Origin of the sequence: Paenibacillus sp. 481, from assembly GCF_021223605.1 — a bacterium.
Lineage (GTDB): Bacteria > Bacillota > Bacilli > Paenibacillales > Paenibacillaceae > Paenibacillus_B.
Genome location: NZ_CP075175.1, coordinates 3,670,775 through 3,686,906, shown reverse-complemented (window position 1 = coordinate 3,686,906; position 16,132 = coordinate 3,670,775). Strand labels below are relative to the sequence as shown.

15 protein-coding genes are annotated in these 16,132 nt (G+C 42.9%); 3 read left to right on the top strand and 12 right to left on the bottom strand.

Features of this window, described 5'->3' with window-relative positions; genetic code table 11:
- Nucleotides 1-20: 20 nt before the first annotated feature.
- From KIK04_RS16305 to KIK04_RS16280, 6 genes are all read right to left on the bottom strand, one after another.
- Complete coding sequence (locus KIK04_RS16305; RefSeq protein WP_232274674.1) at nt 21-884, bottom strand: PP2C family protein-serine/threonine phosphatase; 864 nt, start codon at nt 882-884, stop codon at nt 21-23.
- A complete protein-coding gene (locus KIK04_RS16300) occupies nt 881-1,405 on the bottom strand; it encodes an FHA domain-containing protein (RefSeq protein WP_232274673.1) in 525 nt (174 codons plus the stop codon). The genes KIK04_RS16305 and KIK04_RS16300 overlap by 4 nt, the downstream gene beginning before the upstream one ends.
- A gap of 52 nt (nt 1,406-1,457) precedes the next feature.
- Nucleotides 1,458-2,012 (bottom strand): FHA domain-containing protein, encoded by a 555-nt coding sequence (locus KIK04_RS16295; RefSeq protein WP_232274672.1) that lies wholly within the window; start codon nt 2,010-2,012, stop codon nt 1,458-1,460.
- A gap of 199 nt (nt 2,013-2,211) precedes the next feature.
- A complete protein-coding gene (locus KIK04_RS16290) occupies nt 2,212-2,664 on the bottom strand; it encodes a DnaJ domain-containing protein (protein WP_232274671.1) in 453 nt (150 codons plus the stop codon).
- A 128-nt stretch (nt 2,665-2,792) separates the two neighbouring features.
- Nucleotides 2,793-3,218 carry a membrane-associated protease 1 gene (locus tag KIK04_RS16285; protein WP_232274670.1) on the bottom strand — a complete coding sequence of 142 codons (426 nt, stop codon included), beginning with the start codon at nt 3,216-3,218 and terminating at the stop codon, nt 2,793-2,795.
- Nucleotides 3,219-3,393: 175 nt separating this feature from the next.
- Nucleotides 3,394-5,562, bottom strand: coding sequence for a transcriptional regulator (locus tag KIK04_RS16280; protein WP_232274669.1), 2,169 nt, complete (start codon nt 5,560-5,562; stop codon nt 3,394-3,396).
- Between the two features lie 586 nt (nt 5,563-6,148).
- On the opposite strand from KIK04_RS16280, the gene KIK04_RS16275 reads away from it, so the two are divergent.
- Nucleotides 6,149-8,173, top strand: a complete 2,025-nt coding sequence (locus KIK04_RS16275; protein ID WP_232274668.1) for a vWA domain-containing protein — start codon at nt 6,149-6,151, stop codon at nt 8,171-8,173.
- Here the strand turns inward: KIK04_RS16275 and KIK04_RS16270 are convergent, their stop codons facing one another.
- From KIK04_RS16270 to KIK04_RS16245, 6 genes are all read right to left on the bottom strand, one after another.
- Complete coding sequence (locus KIK04_RS16270) at nt 8,174-9,160, bottom strand: serine/threonine protein kinase (protein ID WP_232274667.1); 987 nt, start codon at nt 9,158-9,160, stop codon at nt 8,174-8,176.
- 227 nt (nt 9,161-9,387) lie between these two features.
- Nucleotides 9,388-10,452, bottom strand: coding sequence for a nucleoid-associated protein (locus KIK04_RS16265; protein ID WP_232274666.1), 1,065 nt, complete (start codon nt 10,450-10,452; stop codon nt 9,388-9,390).
- Nucleotides 10,453-10,623: 171 nt separating this feature from the next.
- Nucleotides 10,624-10,983 (bottom strand): 50S ribosomal protein L20, encoded by a 360-nt coding sequence (gene rplT, locus KIK04_RS16260; RefSeq protein WP_232274665.1) that lies wholly within the window; start codon nt 10,981-10,983, stop codon nt 10,624-10,626.
- Between the two features lie 88 nt (nt 10,984-11,071).
- Nucleotides 11,072-11,272, bottom strand: a complete 201-nt coding sequence (gene rpmI, locus KIK04_RS16255) for a 50S ribosomal protein L35 (RefSeq protein ID WP_232274664.1) — start codon at nt 11,270-11,272, stop codon at nt 11,072-11,074.
- 63 nt (nt 11,273-11,335) lie between these two features.
- A complete protein-coding gene (gene infC / locus KIK04_RS16250) occupies nt 11,336-11,833 on the bottom strand; it encodes a translation initiation factor IF-3 (protein WP_232278771.1) in 498 nt (165 codons plus the stop codon).
- Nucleotides 11,834-12,132: 299 nt separating this feature from the next.
- Nucleotides 12,133-13,365, bottom strand: a complete 1,233-nt coding sequence (locus KIK04_RS16245) for a glycosyltransferase family 2 protein (protein ID WP_232274663.1) — start codon at nt 13,363-13,365, stop codon at nt 12,133-12,135.
- 701 nt (nt 13,366-14,066) lie between these two features.
- Between KIK04_RS16245 and KIK04_RS16240 the strand changes: the two genes are divergently transcribed.
- Together KIK04_RS16240 and KIK04_RS16235 are read left to right on the top strand one after the other, a co-directional pair.
- Complete coding sequence (locus KIK04_RS16240; RefSeq protein WP_232274662.1) at nt 14,067-14,594, top strand: phosphatase PAP2 family protein; 528 nt, start codon at nt 14,067-14,069, stop codon at nt 14,592-14,594.
- Nucleotides 14,595-14,723: 129 nt separating this feature from the next.
- Complete coding sequence (locus KIK04_RS16235; protein ID WP_232278770.1) at nt 14,724-15,944, top strand: MGDG synthase family glycosyltransferase; 1,221 nt, start codon at nt 14,724-14,726, stop codon at nt 15,942-15,944.
- Nucleotides 15,945-16,132: the final 188 nt, after the last annotated feature.

Here is a 16,132-nt window from a genome sequence, read left to right as displayed (position 1 = left end):
CTCTCAAGCCGTAGCAAAGCCTAGTAGCCTTGCTCCATAATTACAACTGTTGCATTATCCTGATTGTGCAATCCCTTTTCTTCCACGGCTTGGATAATTTCTTGAGCAGCATCATACGGAGAAATAGGTTGAGATAAAATGTTCTCCAAGTCTACTTCCGACAACGTGTTGTACACTCCATCGCTACATAAGACAACTTTATCGCCTGGATGGAGCGGTATAGGATCGCTGTATATTTCCATATTTTTAAAACGGTCGTACCCTAAGTAATTAACGAGGCGCTTGCCCATTGGATTATCAAGCACTTCTTCTTTTGTAATTTCATGTCGCAAATAACGATCTTGTAATACCGTTTCCAGTGTGTGCTTCTCATTAATCGTTATAAACTGTCCATCACGGAAAATGGAAATGCTGCTGTCCCCGACTGCTCCCCAATACAAATAATCGTCTGCAATTACAGCGGCGACGAGTGTCGTTCCACCTCGTGCACCTTTTAGATTACGCAATATTTCGCTATTGCTTAACTTAGCTGCTTTTGCAAAAAAAGCCGGGAGCACCTGTAAGTCATCCAGCTTCAAAAATTCGCGAATAAATGTGGTTACAGCTACCGTGCTAGCCATCCGTCCATTTTCTAACCCGCTAATTCCATCGGCAAGTACCGCGATAGTTCCATACCGAGTTGCTACAGTCGAAAAAGAATCATCTTGCTCTTCCCGTGTACCAATCGTTTGTCCATTGCCAATCAACATACTAGGCACCGCGGACTGCTGAATAACTAAGCGCCTTCTGAGATAGAGAAGTATTAATAATGCGAAAGCAAATGCCGATACTATGAGGTAAGGTGTCAGATTGAGCTCTGCCAACTTTGCGATCATCGTCATCATTCCTTGTCCGACTGGTTATCCCACTCAAAATGAATACCGCATAGAGGAATGAAGATGAATTTGCTTCGTCCCAGTTGAAGTACGTCATATGCCGCTAACTCTACTGGTGTATAGACCGCTTCATTGTTATGGTAAGCCAATCCAGAAGCATCGCCTGGAAGCAAGTAGAAATTTCTTTTTTTCGGGTCGTACACGATAACCGCATGGTTCCGTCTCGAAATCGCGTTATCACCGAGGATTCGAATATGCATTTCCTCTGCACGGCCAATAAAGTTCTTCTCGGCCATAATGCGATAATCCTGGCCAAGTTGTGGCCCTTCGATACAAACGAGCCATCCGGTTACCGGCGAAATGCCTTCCGTTTCGCCTAAGTACGGCATCGTTCTATCATCATCTTCCGCCCTCATCGGCGCTTTTTTACTTTCCACTTCAGGCTCAACTGAAATACTGCAGTAAGGACATATGCTGCCGTGCTTCCGCGTACTAAACATGTGACCATTTGCGCATCTTCTCAAACTCATCCTATTCATTCCTCCGTTTAATTCGCATCAAGTTTGCACAACACCCTATTCATTACTTCACTAACAAGCGTGTATTCGCTATGTATAAAATATTGCCGGACGTCAATGGATGAGGTTGATCACTTCCCAGCTTTACCTTTTCACTGGAGATGGACCGTTTCATACCAATCCCGTTGCGGGACTCCAAATCCTCCACATACCAGATCCCCTTTGCATAATTCAACACAGCATGGCTTTTGCTAATCAGGGATGCATAATCTGAATCCGATAAATCTATATCAACCTCACTCTGGCTGGAACTTTTGCCGACTAGCAAGGATGTTTCCCCCTGTATATACCATTCCTTTACGCTTTCCCCCTCTTCATCCAGCAGAACGAGCTTCGAAATCCCTTCCCCTATTTCGCGCACCTCGTGTCCAGCAGGGGCCAATATTTTTTTAATTGCCCATGCTGCCGCTGCAATAATAAGTAGAATGGTAGCGTAGATCATGACGCTGCTGTTCGTATTCATCACGTAAGCATAATAGAGTGCTGCTAGCGCAACAATGACAATAAGTACATCTATTACCCTAATCCAGATGGATTTTGAAATGGCCGTTTCTCTCACGTCTAACCCCCCGATTCACATCTCAATTCCAAAGTTTACTAGAACCTGAATACCCCTAACATCTGCTTAACAAATTAAAAAGCGCCCCACACTTTGACTGCATGGCTGCAACTGCCATCACATCGCCAAAAGAAAGGAGCAGGTTGCCGCTTCTCCCACTGGGGAGAGCTTTCTTCCAATCTTTTAAATTAGTCCTGCGTCATTTCTTTTTTGCTCCAAAATATCGATTGAACAAATCGGTCGTATCAAGCGGATTTTTGTTCGCGCTTGCATCGTCCTTCTTGATGGATGCTTTCTTTGTTTTTGGATTAAAGCCAAAAAACTGTTCAAAGTTTTTTTCCACGTTGCGGATATCGAACGGTTGCGAACTTGCTTGGTTGCTCTGCTTGTCTGCCCCACCTTGCGCAGTTCCGGTTGAAGAGCTGCCCGTATGCGCCCGTCCTCCGTCTAAACGTTCGTTATACGCTTGCCTTGCCGTTTCATCTGACAGCGTTTCGTACGCTTTTTGTACTTCCTTAAAGCGTGCTTCTGCGTCATTGTTGCCAGGATTGACATCCGGATGATATTTTTTAGCTAACTTGCGATACGACTTTTTCATTTCTTCTTGCGAAGCGTTGCGTGACACTTCCAAAATGTCGTAATAGTTTTTCATCTTTTTTCATCCCTGCACTTTTTTTATTTCGAGCTGTTTCAATATCGAAAAGTTCGTTTATATACATTTCAAGGGGCAATAAGCCCCTTGAAATGTCGTTCACCTTAATCAAGAGAGGGTTCGGCTGATTAAACAGCGTATCCGCCTTCGATTTTAGTGAATTCTGTTTTGTCTTTCTTTTGTTTGATGAAGAGCGTGAACGTACCTACGCCTTCTGTGTCGCCATAACGCTCTGTGTAGTCTACAACGAATGCGTTTGGCAGGTGGATTTTGCGTACGACTTGGTCCGCAGCAATAACTTCAAGCGTTACTTTACGGTAGCAGTCTGCTTTTTCAGCAGATACGAGCGACCACAATGCCAATTTCATTGTGTCGTCAGCGCTATCGCCGTCAGTTGCAGTGATGATTTTACCCGACAGTTTGATAGTAGCACCTACGTCTGTCGATCTTGCGTTGGAATCATCCGGTGTGTCTGTCTCATAAACTACGGATTGGATGTTGTCCATTCCCAGCTCGATCGTTTCGGAACCTTCTACTTTAAGTCTGAAACCCATAGATAAAACCTCCTTGGAATGTATAAGTACCCCCGGGACACTAGTACGTTCCCGAGATCTATGTTCAGAGGAGAATCGTTTGACAATTCCCTCAAACATACTTCTTAAGCTTGAAAATAAACCCATAATAACGTCTCCATACGTTCACGATACCGCTGCTCGCGGCATCTGCGGTTTATGCTTTGACTGGCGTCGTGCCTTTTGTAATCGTAACCTCAAGGTTTTTAACGTTACCGTTAAACACTAAGTCAATATGACACAAGTTGTTCTTATCATCGATAATGTAGCTCATGTCATCACCGTCATGGATGATGGAGTTCACATACCCACGAGTGCTCAGCCATTTACTCTTCTGACTGCTTGGGTTGTTACTGAAGAACTTCGCGATATTGTCATGCTTAAAGTCGCCGGTTTGGAACCGGAGAATTCGCTCTATATAAGTGCTCACAAGCGTCTTATAGATAGAATCAAATCCATCCTCAGCCATTGCTAGACTGCGCGCTTTGTAAACGGTAATACGCCTAATGTCTTTGCCTTGCAGCTGCGCATTCTCGGAGGAGAAGACGAAACCGAAGTTCTTTCTGTTAATCGAATCCTTAATATTGTTCGTGAAACCGGAAATTTCCTTAGCCATCGTCGTAACCGCACGCAAGCTGTTTTCACCTGCTTCGATATCAAAACGAACACCAGGATACTCCTTGCTAATACTCTTAAAGTATTCACGCAAATATTCAGGACATTGATAAGCAGATACGATACCTGCCGCGATGTAAGCTGCGCCTACATAGACGCCCTCGATCCACAGCTTCAAAATATCTTCTTTCTCTTTCGAAAGTTGCACACCGTACTCGGTTTGCAACATGCGGCTATCGATAACAACACCTGATTTATCTTTTGGAATAATGGTGAAGTTAGGAACAGCAGGAATGGCAAATTCGCTATACTCTTTACGGGTAAGTACATTGCATTTATCGATGTACTTGTCGATTCCCGAAGTTGCCATGCTGTTAAATGTCGTCTCTTCACCAGACTCAAAGCTGAAGAACAATTGCACTTTATAGTCTTTAATGACTTGAAGCAGCATCGTCAGCGATTCCATATTGTTGCCGTCTTGCTTCACAATTTTCTCATTGCCTTTAAAGCGTTCACGACTGACCTTAACTTTGCCAGCAGTTTCTAACTCTATCGATGGCACGATACCGAACCAGATCGTCTCCGAGAAATCGTTTTTAGCATTTACGGTATTCAGGAACGTTTCAAGACGAGGAATGTTGCTGCTCTTCACGAGCATGTCCAACTTCACATTTGTTACGAGCATTGACGGTGCCATGCCACGGTTTTTGATTGCATACTGATCAAAGAACAGTTTGACACCTAAAATTTTCTCTACAAGCGGCTTGACTGTTTTTACAAAATCGTCTTTTGCGTTTTTGTAAAATTCCAAATATGTATTATAGTTTTGGATTTCGGTTTGAATGTCGACTTCATTTTGCACGGCAGGCAGTGGGCAGAATGTACGTACGACGAGATCTTTAACATAAGACGAAGGCGTTTCTGTAACAGAATCGTAGTCGTCTTCAAACACGCTAACAAGACCTGTACTGCTGTTCTCGTCCATAATCATTAATGCTGTACTGTCGCTTTTCGGTGCTTCAATAATTTTCAATTCACCGTTCTCGCCGATCATCAGCATACCAATTTGGATCGCTTCGGATTGGTTCTCTTCTTGCGATCCGCCTAGCAATAATCGCGTTTTAATATCTTCGATCGCGAGCGGGAGCAACGCCATTACATTGTTATAGTTCTTGCTCGCATCTTCAAACATGCCGTTCAGCTTATCACCGAAATCAAGCTTCTTCGGATCACCTTCATCCAACTGGTCATATTGACCGTACAAGTAATGAATTTCTTTTCTTACTTGACGAATATCATCCATAACCTTTTTCGGCGAAATCATGTCTAGTAAGTTTTCAAACTTAAAATCGACATTTGTCATTCCTTGGCTTTTTTTCGTATCAATTAAAGTAAATAACATTTTCAAGAAATCATTGTGTTGATCAATGCGGATTTCAGAGATGCACTCATCGGAAATGCCGTCCGGCTTTTTCAGTGTGTACACCACTTTTTGATTGCTTGCATTGTAGAATGAATACACTGTCGGGGAAAATTTTTCTAAAAACTCATCAAAACTTTTAATGAGCAAATGTTGATTAATTTCTTTAATCTTATCGTCACTGAGGCTGTCTATTCCTTTTACATCCCCCACGATAGTCATAATGTCGAGCTTTTCCGGGTTAATTTCTTCAAACAACATCGTCCGGTTCGTTTGATAAATAATTTCCACGGTAGTCAGCTATAAGCACTTTACAGCGCCGTTTTCAGTGAAGTGGGCGAAGAATCGGGCATTGCAAAGGCTTACAACTCCCTCCTTTCTATTCTTGAAATAACAACAAAGAGGCCTGTCCATCTCAACAACTAGCTCTATCATCCAACTATTTTCGATTCGAATATTCGAACGTGAAAAAAGTACTGTATAGTGCTATTTTATTGCGACTTCCGCGCAACCCCTCAATTGTCTAAAATATCCTGTAACCTGCCATTATCTTACGCCTCCATGTTTTATTTTGTCAACACAGTTTGTTTTTGAGACTTTTTACCTATATATTCATGTCTTTTTATCTATACATCTGATTCTATTCACGTCTTTATCTCTATTTTTCGACCTATTTTTTAAAACTAGCTTTATTTTCCGAAACCACTGTTATATGCTGGAAGCGTTCTTCACTAGGCTCACGACTTTGATTTTATTCCTGAATTTACAATACTTTTTCATCCCATTTAACATAATTGTCTCATTTTACAATCTATATCGGCAGAACGAACACGAAAGTTTAGTCTTGCACTAAATAAAAAAAGGGTGAGAAAAGAAAATGTACCGACTGAAGAAAATTTTAGGGATTAAACAATTTCTATGTACACTGTTAACTGCTACGATGCTACTAAGTCTTTTTGCCTCTACGGCATCAGCCGAAGCGGAGCAGGACATAGGCATTGATGCCATGTTTGTACTAGACACTAGCTACTCGATGAATGAAACCGATGAAGAACGTATATCTGCTGAAGTCATAAAAATGTTTATCGACATGAGTGAGGATGTACGAACTCGATTCGGATTTGTCGCCTATAACCATAATATTGTGGAAGCCATGCCGCTTACTTCTTTGGCATCTTCACAGCAACGGAAGCAATTAAAGCACAAAATTGAATCGTTGCGCTTCTCTGGCTATACCGATCTCGGACTCGGTTTACGCAAAGGTAAAGATTTACTGGCAGGTATAAAGAACCAAAGTCGGAAACCTTTTATGATACTTTTGTCTGATGGCGGCACGGACATTGGCAACAATTCTAATCGCACCGTCCAACAGTCTGACAACGATGTGGAACATGTCATTAGCCATGCTAAAAAACAAGGCTACCCGATATACACAATCGGGCTGAATGAAGGTGGCGCCGCGAATCGCAAGCAGCTGGAGCGCATTGCATCTAGTACTGGAGGAACTTCTTTTATTACAGATAGTGCTGAAGACTTACCTGAAATTTTTAACAAAATATTCGCAAATCATATTAAATCTGTACTTATTCCTGTGGCATCCATTACAGGTACTGGCCAATTGCAAGAAGCAACCGTCAACATTTCAAACTCTAGTATGAATGAGGCGAACATCATTTTATTGTCAGAGCACCCAATGCGCGAGGCTCATTTGTACTCCAGTTCCAAACATACCTTTTTTAATAAATCAAAGAAGTATTCACTATTGAAAGTGCTCAATCCGAAAAAAGGGAACATGTTAGTTAAGTTCAGAGCAAAGCCAGGCGATTTGGTGAAAATATATTTGCTAGGCAATTACAGCATACAGTCTAAGCTTGAAATGACGCCTAGCTCTGTACTGAAAGGGCAAAAGACGACGATTGGCGCTCATTTATATCAACCAACTACAGGGAAACAGGTTAAGGATAAAGATGTGTACAGCGTGATGACAGCTGAACTTGCAGTTAAGCACTTGCCGAGCAATAAGGAACAGCGACTACCTCTTAACAAGCTTGAGGGCGGGTTTGAGCTACAGCATGTATTTAATAAGTCTGGAACATACGAAGCTAAACTTTTGCTGAACGGTCCTGACTTTTATCGCAACAGTCTCGTCACGAAGTTCGACGTACAAAATGTTGCACCCCAACAAGCTAGCGATAGCAAAATAGCCATTTCAAAAGATGACGGTGAAACCAAAATCAATTTACTTGAACATTTTAAAGATCAAAATAATGACCGTTTAACGTTTACTATCGCAGCAAACAATAAGTCACTTGAGCTTGGCGATATGCGTGTACAGGAGCAATTTTTGACCGTCTCGCCTGCACAATCCGGAACTTACAACATAAAAGTGACCGCAGATGATGGAGATAAGGGGACTATTTCGGCGGAGCTGACGATTACCGTTCAATCCATTTGGGATGTGATCAAACCGCTGCTGGCAGGACTCATTATTGCAATTGCACTGGGGCTGCTTATTTACTGGCTCACTAGACCAAAGCCGAAATTCACTGGACGATTTGAAGGTTATTTCTTAGAAACAGCCAGTGGAGTGGAGTATCCGGTCAAATATTGGCCGATGACATCGTTTGACCAACGGCAGCGCGTCACCTTGCAAGAGTTGTTTAGAAATTTGAATGTAAACGAACCGTTAGCGGAGACCGATAAAATATGGTTTGAACCTGGGAAAAATGGAACGATGATTATTAAACACCTTACGAACTGCACCGTTGTGCGCGGAACAGTTCCTATATTAGCGAATAGCAAAGAAATCCTCACCTATAATGACAAAGTGTACATTACATTTGAGGACGGTATTACCGAAATTGAAATTAGATATAAAGAAACAAAAACGAGTACCCCATAATCACTTTTCAAACAATCGTGTTTGAGGCAACATTTGTTTAACTTTATACATAAGATGCTCCGCTTGGACCGCTAGTTTAAACCATTCCAAGGAGGAGCATCTTTTTTGATGTTTGAGTGCAAGCCCCCACATAATAACATGGGATAGCAAAGGTGTGATCTTCTTATTGTTTCTGTTGATATGTTCCAAGTTATCTTCAAACAATCTTGCTGTTACGTCCGTCGGCGCCGAACCACTCAATACGTAATACAAGATAGCAGCTAGGCTGTATATATCTGAATGTACGCCTTGCTTGGACTTGGTAGAGTAAAGCTCAAGCGGCGAAAATCCTTTTGTCGTAAAAATATGATGCATCTCTTCTCGTCCATCTTGTTGCTGAACATGAGTAGCAGAGCCAAAATCAATGAGCTTAGGCAGCCCCACTTTGTCGATAATAATGTTTTTAGGCTTTAAATCACGGTGAATAATGCCTTGTTTATGAATATACTCTAGGGCAGCTATTAACGGAACAATCGTTTGTTTAAAAAAATGGGGTAGCCCGTTAGGCGACTGTATCGGTAGTAGCTCTTGTATATAGGCGTCCAACGTCGTGCCACGGCAATATTCCGTAACTAAGTACACCGTTCCATTTTCTTCGAATTTCTCGATAAAGGCTACAATTCGTTCATGTTCTAACTGCGATAGCATAATCACTTCATTCAAAAACGTTTCCCTCAGCTGTTCGAATTTATGGCGTTCATTTGGCATCCTACATAACACCGACTTATAATCCAAATCACGCATTGCTAAAGCTCTAGGGAAAAACTCTTTCACAATCCGGGTTTCACCTGTTTCCATATGACGTGCAATATACACATTGGAAAGTTCACTACTGGAAATCGCGCGCTTTATTTTATAAGCGCGATTTAATTTGACGTTTCGTTTCAGGCATCTATCATGTAATGCCGTCTCCACTACACCTACCCCGCATTCCGCCAATCGGCCCATTTTCAGTGCCTCTATTGTAGCATATGTTCCAATTTATTGGCGCAAGCGCTAGCTAACATTTCACTAAAGCTTTCGCTGTACATATTGCGGAAGTAGGACTATTGACCTCCTATAAACTTCCTTCATCGTGTGAGTCTAAATGAATCGTACTTTATAACTAGTTGTTCAGAGCAGTCTAATCAAAATAGGATCGTAGCGGCTAGTGTAGCTGCTACGATCCTACAATGTTATTCTTCCTCGTTATAGTACACTTTGTAATAATGCATGCCGCGCTCTTCATCGTATCCCTTCTCCACATACGGGAAGCTCTCGCTCTTCAGCTTTAGCTCTACCCCCGTATCCGTGCGGATATGATTACGCATCGTGCGTTTCACCTTTTTCAGCGCTACCTGCGAAATCGGAAACTGCTCTACAGGCGGCAGTTCGTTCATCTCCTCGTACGACTCCTTGTAAGCTTTAAAGAGTGGCATGTGGTCAGGCGTGCCAATAACTTCTTCCACGAACGATTCTTCCGAAAACTGATCGTTCTTCGCAAAATAATCGATTGTGCTGTTAATGAATTGCAGCTTTTCCTTCTTCTCTGGCGGCGTCTCCGCAGCTGGCTCGATCACATTCTCATAAAAATCAGTACACATTTTAATGTATTGATCCGTTATGTAATGTTCATCTTCCAACAACTTGACGCTTAAGAAATCTTCTTTCCAATACAATGCTTCTTGATTTCCTTTGTTCACCATATCAACGATACCAACGACGTAGCCTGACTGTGCCTGCACGTTCAACACGATACAGCCTTTATCAAGCTTACGAATGTTAACGCCTTGTTCGAGCTGCACGCCCAGGTCATCTTCCGCTCGCTTGTCTACACGCAAATAGTTGTCCTTGTTCTCCGACTTAAACAAGCCAATTGCATCAATGTTAAAATTGTTATACAAAATGTTGTTCAAATGTACAACGTACAACTCCCCCGCCTTAATTTGCGGGTGCGATGACTGCTCGTACAAATGGTTCAGCACATGTATCGATTGCTCATGAAAGGTGACTGGCCGCTGAAACATATTGCTTGCGTATGTATACACCTCATTCAGCGCCAAATCCGCTTCATGACGGAATGTGTAAAAGGTGTCGAACTTAAAGTTGGACACAAAGTATTTAAGCAGCGCCGCTTTTACCTCGTCGCTTGGAATGTCATACAGCTCTTTCGATACGACAACGCCCTCGTCGCGTGATTTATTACCCACCTTATGAATGACCATTTGGTGAATATCGATTTTGGATACATCAATCATCATCGGTCTTCCCTTCTGTTCCCTCACATCTTTTCATTATACTATTTTTTGATCACCTCCAACAACAAAAGCACTTTCCATTTAGCCACGCAAGCGACAGCCATATGAACAAAATAAACAAAAAAAGCACCCCTCGGATTTACATCCAAGAAGGTGCTTCTATACACTTATCAATTAAGCGTTGATTTTGCCTTTAGCCAATGTAGCCAAGGAGTTAAACGCGTTAATATCGTTAACAGCCAAGTCAGCCAACATTTTGCGGTTGACGCTTACTTCAGCCAATTTCAAGCCGTGCATCAATTTGCTATAGGACAATCCGTTCAAGCGAGCCGCTGCGTTAATACGAACGATCCACAATCTGCGGAAGTCGCGCTTTTTGTTGCGACGATCGCGGTATGCGTAAAGCAAGGATTTCATTACTTGCTCATTCGCTGTTTTAAACAAACGGTGTTTAGAACCGAAATAACCTTTAGCTAGTTTCAATACTTTTTTATGACGACGACGTGTCGTGAATCCGCCTTTTACTCGTGCCATGTCGTATAAACCTCCCAATCAATTCATGTATCTGAGTTGAAACAACTGCCCGTCCGCGGACGGCATCGTTTCGGTATAAGTTCAATGCTTATTTCAAGTTAGCCAATTGTTGCTTCATACGACGAACGTCGCCTGCTGCTACGATTGGGCTAGAGCCGAGAACGCGCTTAGCACGCTTCGATTTGTGGGAAAGCAAGTGGTTTTTGTACGCTTTAAAGCGACGTACTTTACCTGTTCCTGTAATCTTAAAGCGGCCTTTCAAGCTGCTATGCGTTTTCATTTTAGGCATAATCATTTCCTCCTCAAGTTCAAAAATCAATCCGCCGCCTTGACCTTGCGCGGCGAGCCAAATTTAGTTGCTTTTTGGCGCCAAAATCATAATCATGCTACGGCCTTCAAGCTTTGGTGAACGCTCTACGACGCAAAGCTCTTCAGCTTCTTTCAAGACGCGCTCCAATACTTTCTGACCGATAGAAGCATGTGTAATTTCGCGTCCACGGAAACGAACAGAACATTTCACTTTGTCGCCCTCACGTAAAAACTTCAACACGTTGCGGAGCTTCGTTTGGAAATCGTTCTCCTCGATGTTTGCACGGAACCATACTTCCTTAACATCAACGATCTTTTGGTTCTTACGTGCTTCTTTTTCTTTCTTCTGTTGCTCGTAGCGGAACTTGCCATAGTCCATAATGCGGCATACCGGCGGTTTCGCTTGTGGAGCTACATTAACCAAATCCAAGTTCAAGTCGAAAGCCATTTGCAACGCTTCACGGAACGGTGTAATACCGATCTGCTCTCCTTCAGCGCCAACAAGGCGAACTTCCTTCGCACGAATTTCCTCGTTAATCATCAGATCCTTGCTAATATGTGCCACCTCCAGTTCAAATTCATCCCTATATCTATGGTGAAGCAAAAAAGGGATGCAGGCTCATCAGTGAGCCCACATCCCTCATATCGACATTCGTTATGAGAATCACAGTACACTTCGTAAACGAAGGAAAGTGATAAGTCCATACCAGCCAACGAAAGTCGGTCAGGTGAGAAGCGGGCGCTTCTGCTTAATCAAATTCATATGCAATTAAAGTACTCAAATAATATATCATGCATGCATATCAATGTCAAGCACTAATTACACACGACTCGTTTCCCTTACTTGCCTTGTACTTCTTCCAAGCGTACCACGCGAGTATGTTCCGTATGGCTCCACACTTTGTTGTTCTGAGTAAAGAACGCGTAGAACGTAATTGGCCACCAAGAGAGCAAGAAGATTGGGAACGTAATAAGCGATGCATAGATGCGCCAAGAACGAACACCTTCGAGCACAAGTGCCAAAATAAACGCTGCACAAGTCGCTCCCAACGATACAATTGCTACCCACGGAGGTAGGAACTGATAGAACGTAGCTACATTCGGCCCATTAAAGAATGCTGCATCCACCCACAGGAACATCGTAAGTAAGAAAGTCAACAGAACCGTGTATACAGTAACGGTGTACAAAGCCATATCAAACTTAGCTAAGTTCCGCTCTTTAATACTTTGCCAGAGCAACGGGAAGAAAAAGCGACGGGAAACGGTAAAGTGACCCTGCATCCAACGAAGACGCTGACGAGCCGAAGCTTTGAACGTGATCGGCTTCTCATCATAGACACGTGCTGTATAGCTAAACACGGGATTAACACCATTTTTAACACAACGTGCTGTAAATTCCAAGTCTTCAACCAAGCTCGTAGCACCCCAGCCCAATTCCTGCAGCAATTTGCTTTCAAAGCACATTCCTGTACCACCAAGGAAGTTAGCCATGTTCAAGTTTCTACGAGAAAGCTGCCACAGACGGTTACAATACCAGTATGTCACGCCGTAAGCTGCTGTAATCCAAGAATCATGTGGGTTCTTCGTATCGATATAACCTTGAATGACACGAGCACCTGAACACAATTCGTTGTTCATTTCAGACAAGAAGTCTGGGCTGACCAAGTTGTCAGCATCCAACATGATTACCGCGTCATATTGACGGGGCATATCCCACAAATTTTTGAGCATCCATTCGATAGCATAACCTTTACCACGTTGATGCGGGTTGTGACGTTCACAAGCATTAGCGCCATGTTCACGTACGATATCAGCTGTGCCATCCGTACAGTTATCACAAATTACGAATACATCGTAAAGTTCTTTTGGATACTGTAGTTTTTTTAAGTTATCGACCAAGGCGCCGACAACAGCTTCTTCGTTATGAGCAGCAACTAGCACCGCAAACGATTTTTGCGGTTCAAATTGTTTCTGGTCTTTTTTTCTGTAAATGCCGAACAGTGAAAGCGTGAATTGATACACCCCTAGCACTGCCAGCAACACTTGTAAGCTGACAAACAATGTATCCACCATATTGGTGTCCCCCTTTTAATACCCCTTAAATCATTTCTGTACGTAAAATTAAACATTGTCTTGTTAGCAATCTCTGTCTACGCTGTTAAGACTTTCATATGTTACCCGTGTTACCCGCTAAAACGGTCGATAACGATTTTCTCTTGTTTGCATCGGTTTGTCAAAACCTTTTATTGGCTTTCAGAGGCCAATTGTATGGTTATGTCTTTAGTTCTATGGAAAGGCAGCATCTAATCTTGCTTTATTGCCTGTTATGCTCTATTTTCATCCATTTGCTTTAAAATTATGGCTTTGGACCCCCTTTTCGTCAAAAACTGACCAAAATAAACAATAAAAAAATGAATTAAAAATTCCAAGCATGAATCAGACGGGTGATCGTTTCATAAAGTTGCAACACGCACATGAGAATTGCCTTACAATATTGTAAGCTTAATTACATTATTGTTATTGAAAGTAAGATTAAATAAAAATAAAAATTAAAAAAAGTTCTTGCGCCTTACCTGTTTAACCGCATAAAATCGCTTTGAAACATTCTTTTCAACCAAGATCCATACTCCTGTAGCATGTCCAACTCGTTGTCACCCTAGAACAATTATACCACAACAAAACCATTAAATAACAGCACCTTTCCTAAAAATGACATTTCAACTCCATACAACTTCAGTTACAATGACTATATTCCGCACATCGGAGGGACGTCTATGACGCGGGTAATCGCGTGGCTTGGACATCAAGAGCGGCAGCTCTTTGTTTGGATTAACCATCGTATGCATCATCGCAAACTTAATCTTGTGCTTTATCCGATAACTCACTTAGGTGGAGCGACATTCACGATTACGTTTACCTTGATGTTAGCGCTGTTTGCTCCCGCTCCTTGGGAAACGATCGGTTGGCAATGCTTAATCGCATTAAGTTTAAGCCATGTACCCGTGGCCGTCATTAAGCGATTGTATCCACGAATAAGACCGCATCTGGCCTTGCCTAACATTTATACGTTTCGCAAGCCTTTGATGGATCATTCGTTCCCGTCCGGACATACAACAGCAGTCTGTTCTGTCGCTGTCCCACTCATGATTGCAAATCCAGTGCTCATATGGCTGTTGCTTCCTGTTACAAGCATCGTGGCCGTATCACGCATGTATTTAGGTCTTCATTATCCGTCCGATTGCTTAGCAGGGGCGTTCATCGGAGCGGGTACAGCAGTGAGTATTGTGGCGCTATGGACATAATTTTTCCTTAATGAACGTAATCAATACGTAATCAACACGTGAACCATACATGAGTCATACATGAACAATCCGTAAACAATATTCATAATAAATTTATTTCTGAATGAAAAGGGTGAAAGGATGACACTTATGCAACATGCTGTGACATGGTCCGTACCTTCCAATAGCTTAGTCGGATTTACATCGGACAAAAAACGCATATTGTTGTTATCAGAACGATTTGGCGCTGGGCATACGCAAGCAGCTCATGCTCTGGCATTCAGTTTGCGCAAGCTGTCTCCGCACGTAGAAACATGTGTGCTAGAGCTTGGCAGCATCTTAAACCCAAAAACAGCACCGCTTATTATCGAAGCGTATCGAAAAACAGTAACTGTCCAGCCTAAGCTAGTAGGCTATATGTATAAAACGCAATACCATCGTTCGCTCAATCGCTTAACGACGCTTGCCTTGCATCGCTTGTTCTACTCCCATGCGATGGCAGTTGTACGAGAGTTGGATCCTGACATTATCGTATGCACACATCCGATTCCGAATGCAGTCGTGTCACGTCTACGCCGCCTAGGCCTCAACGTGCCTTTGTGTACATTAATAACGGACTACGATGCTCACGCTGCTTGGGTAAGCCCTGCTGTCGATCGTTATTTTGTTTCGACCGATAAAGTAGGCAGTAAGCTTGCTGCTCACGGTGTCACTGAAGCTCAAATTCAAGTAACGGGCATACCCGTGCACCCGAAGTTCTGGGAGACGCACGATCTACCGACAAAGGCTGAAACACGCAAGCGCTTTGGCTTAAAAACAATGCCAACCGTGCTCGTCATGGGCGGCGGCTGGGGCCTGATGGACGCTAATCATACGAACGAGTTGCTTACGCGTTGGCGTGAACACATCCAATTTGTGTTCTGTATTGGTGACAATGAAAAATTACGCAAACAATTGTCCAGTGATCCACGCTTCGCACATGAAAATATCCATTTACAAGGATATACAAATGAAATCGACCAGCTAATGGATATTTCCGATCTGCTTGTGACCAAACCAGGCGGAATGACGTGTACAGAAGCATTGGCTAAAGGTATCCCTATGTTGTTCTATCCACCTTTACCAGGGCAAGAAGAAGAAAATTGCTCGTACTTCACTGAGCAGGGATATGGTCAACCCATTGAATCTGCACACACGGTGACGAAATGGATGCACCAGCTTGTACACGATTATGAGGATGTTCTGGCGCGCAGACAACAATTCGAGCGGAACGTTTCACGCTATCATCCTCGCGCATGCGCGGACAGCATTATGAAAATGCTTGAAGAAGAAGCGCGCCCCGCACAAGCGTACTCTATCAGCACGCGCTAAGCTAAACGCATTCCCTACTAGCTCACTACTACCTCACGGCTGCACGTTCTAATTCAAGCAGCTAAGGCCACCTTGATCGGACTTGAAGTACGCTAACTTGGATATGACAAAAAGGACGCGCCCCTCTTTTGGAGGGAAATCGCGTCCTTTTTGCCATATATGATGAAAGCAAAGAAATGTATGTTTCT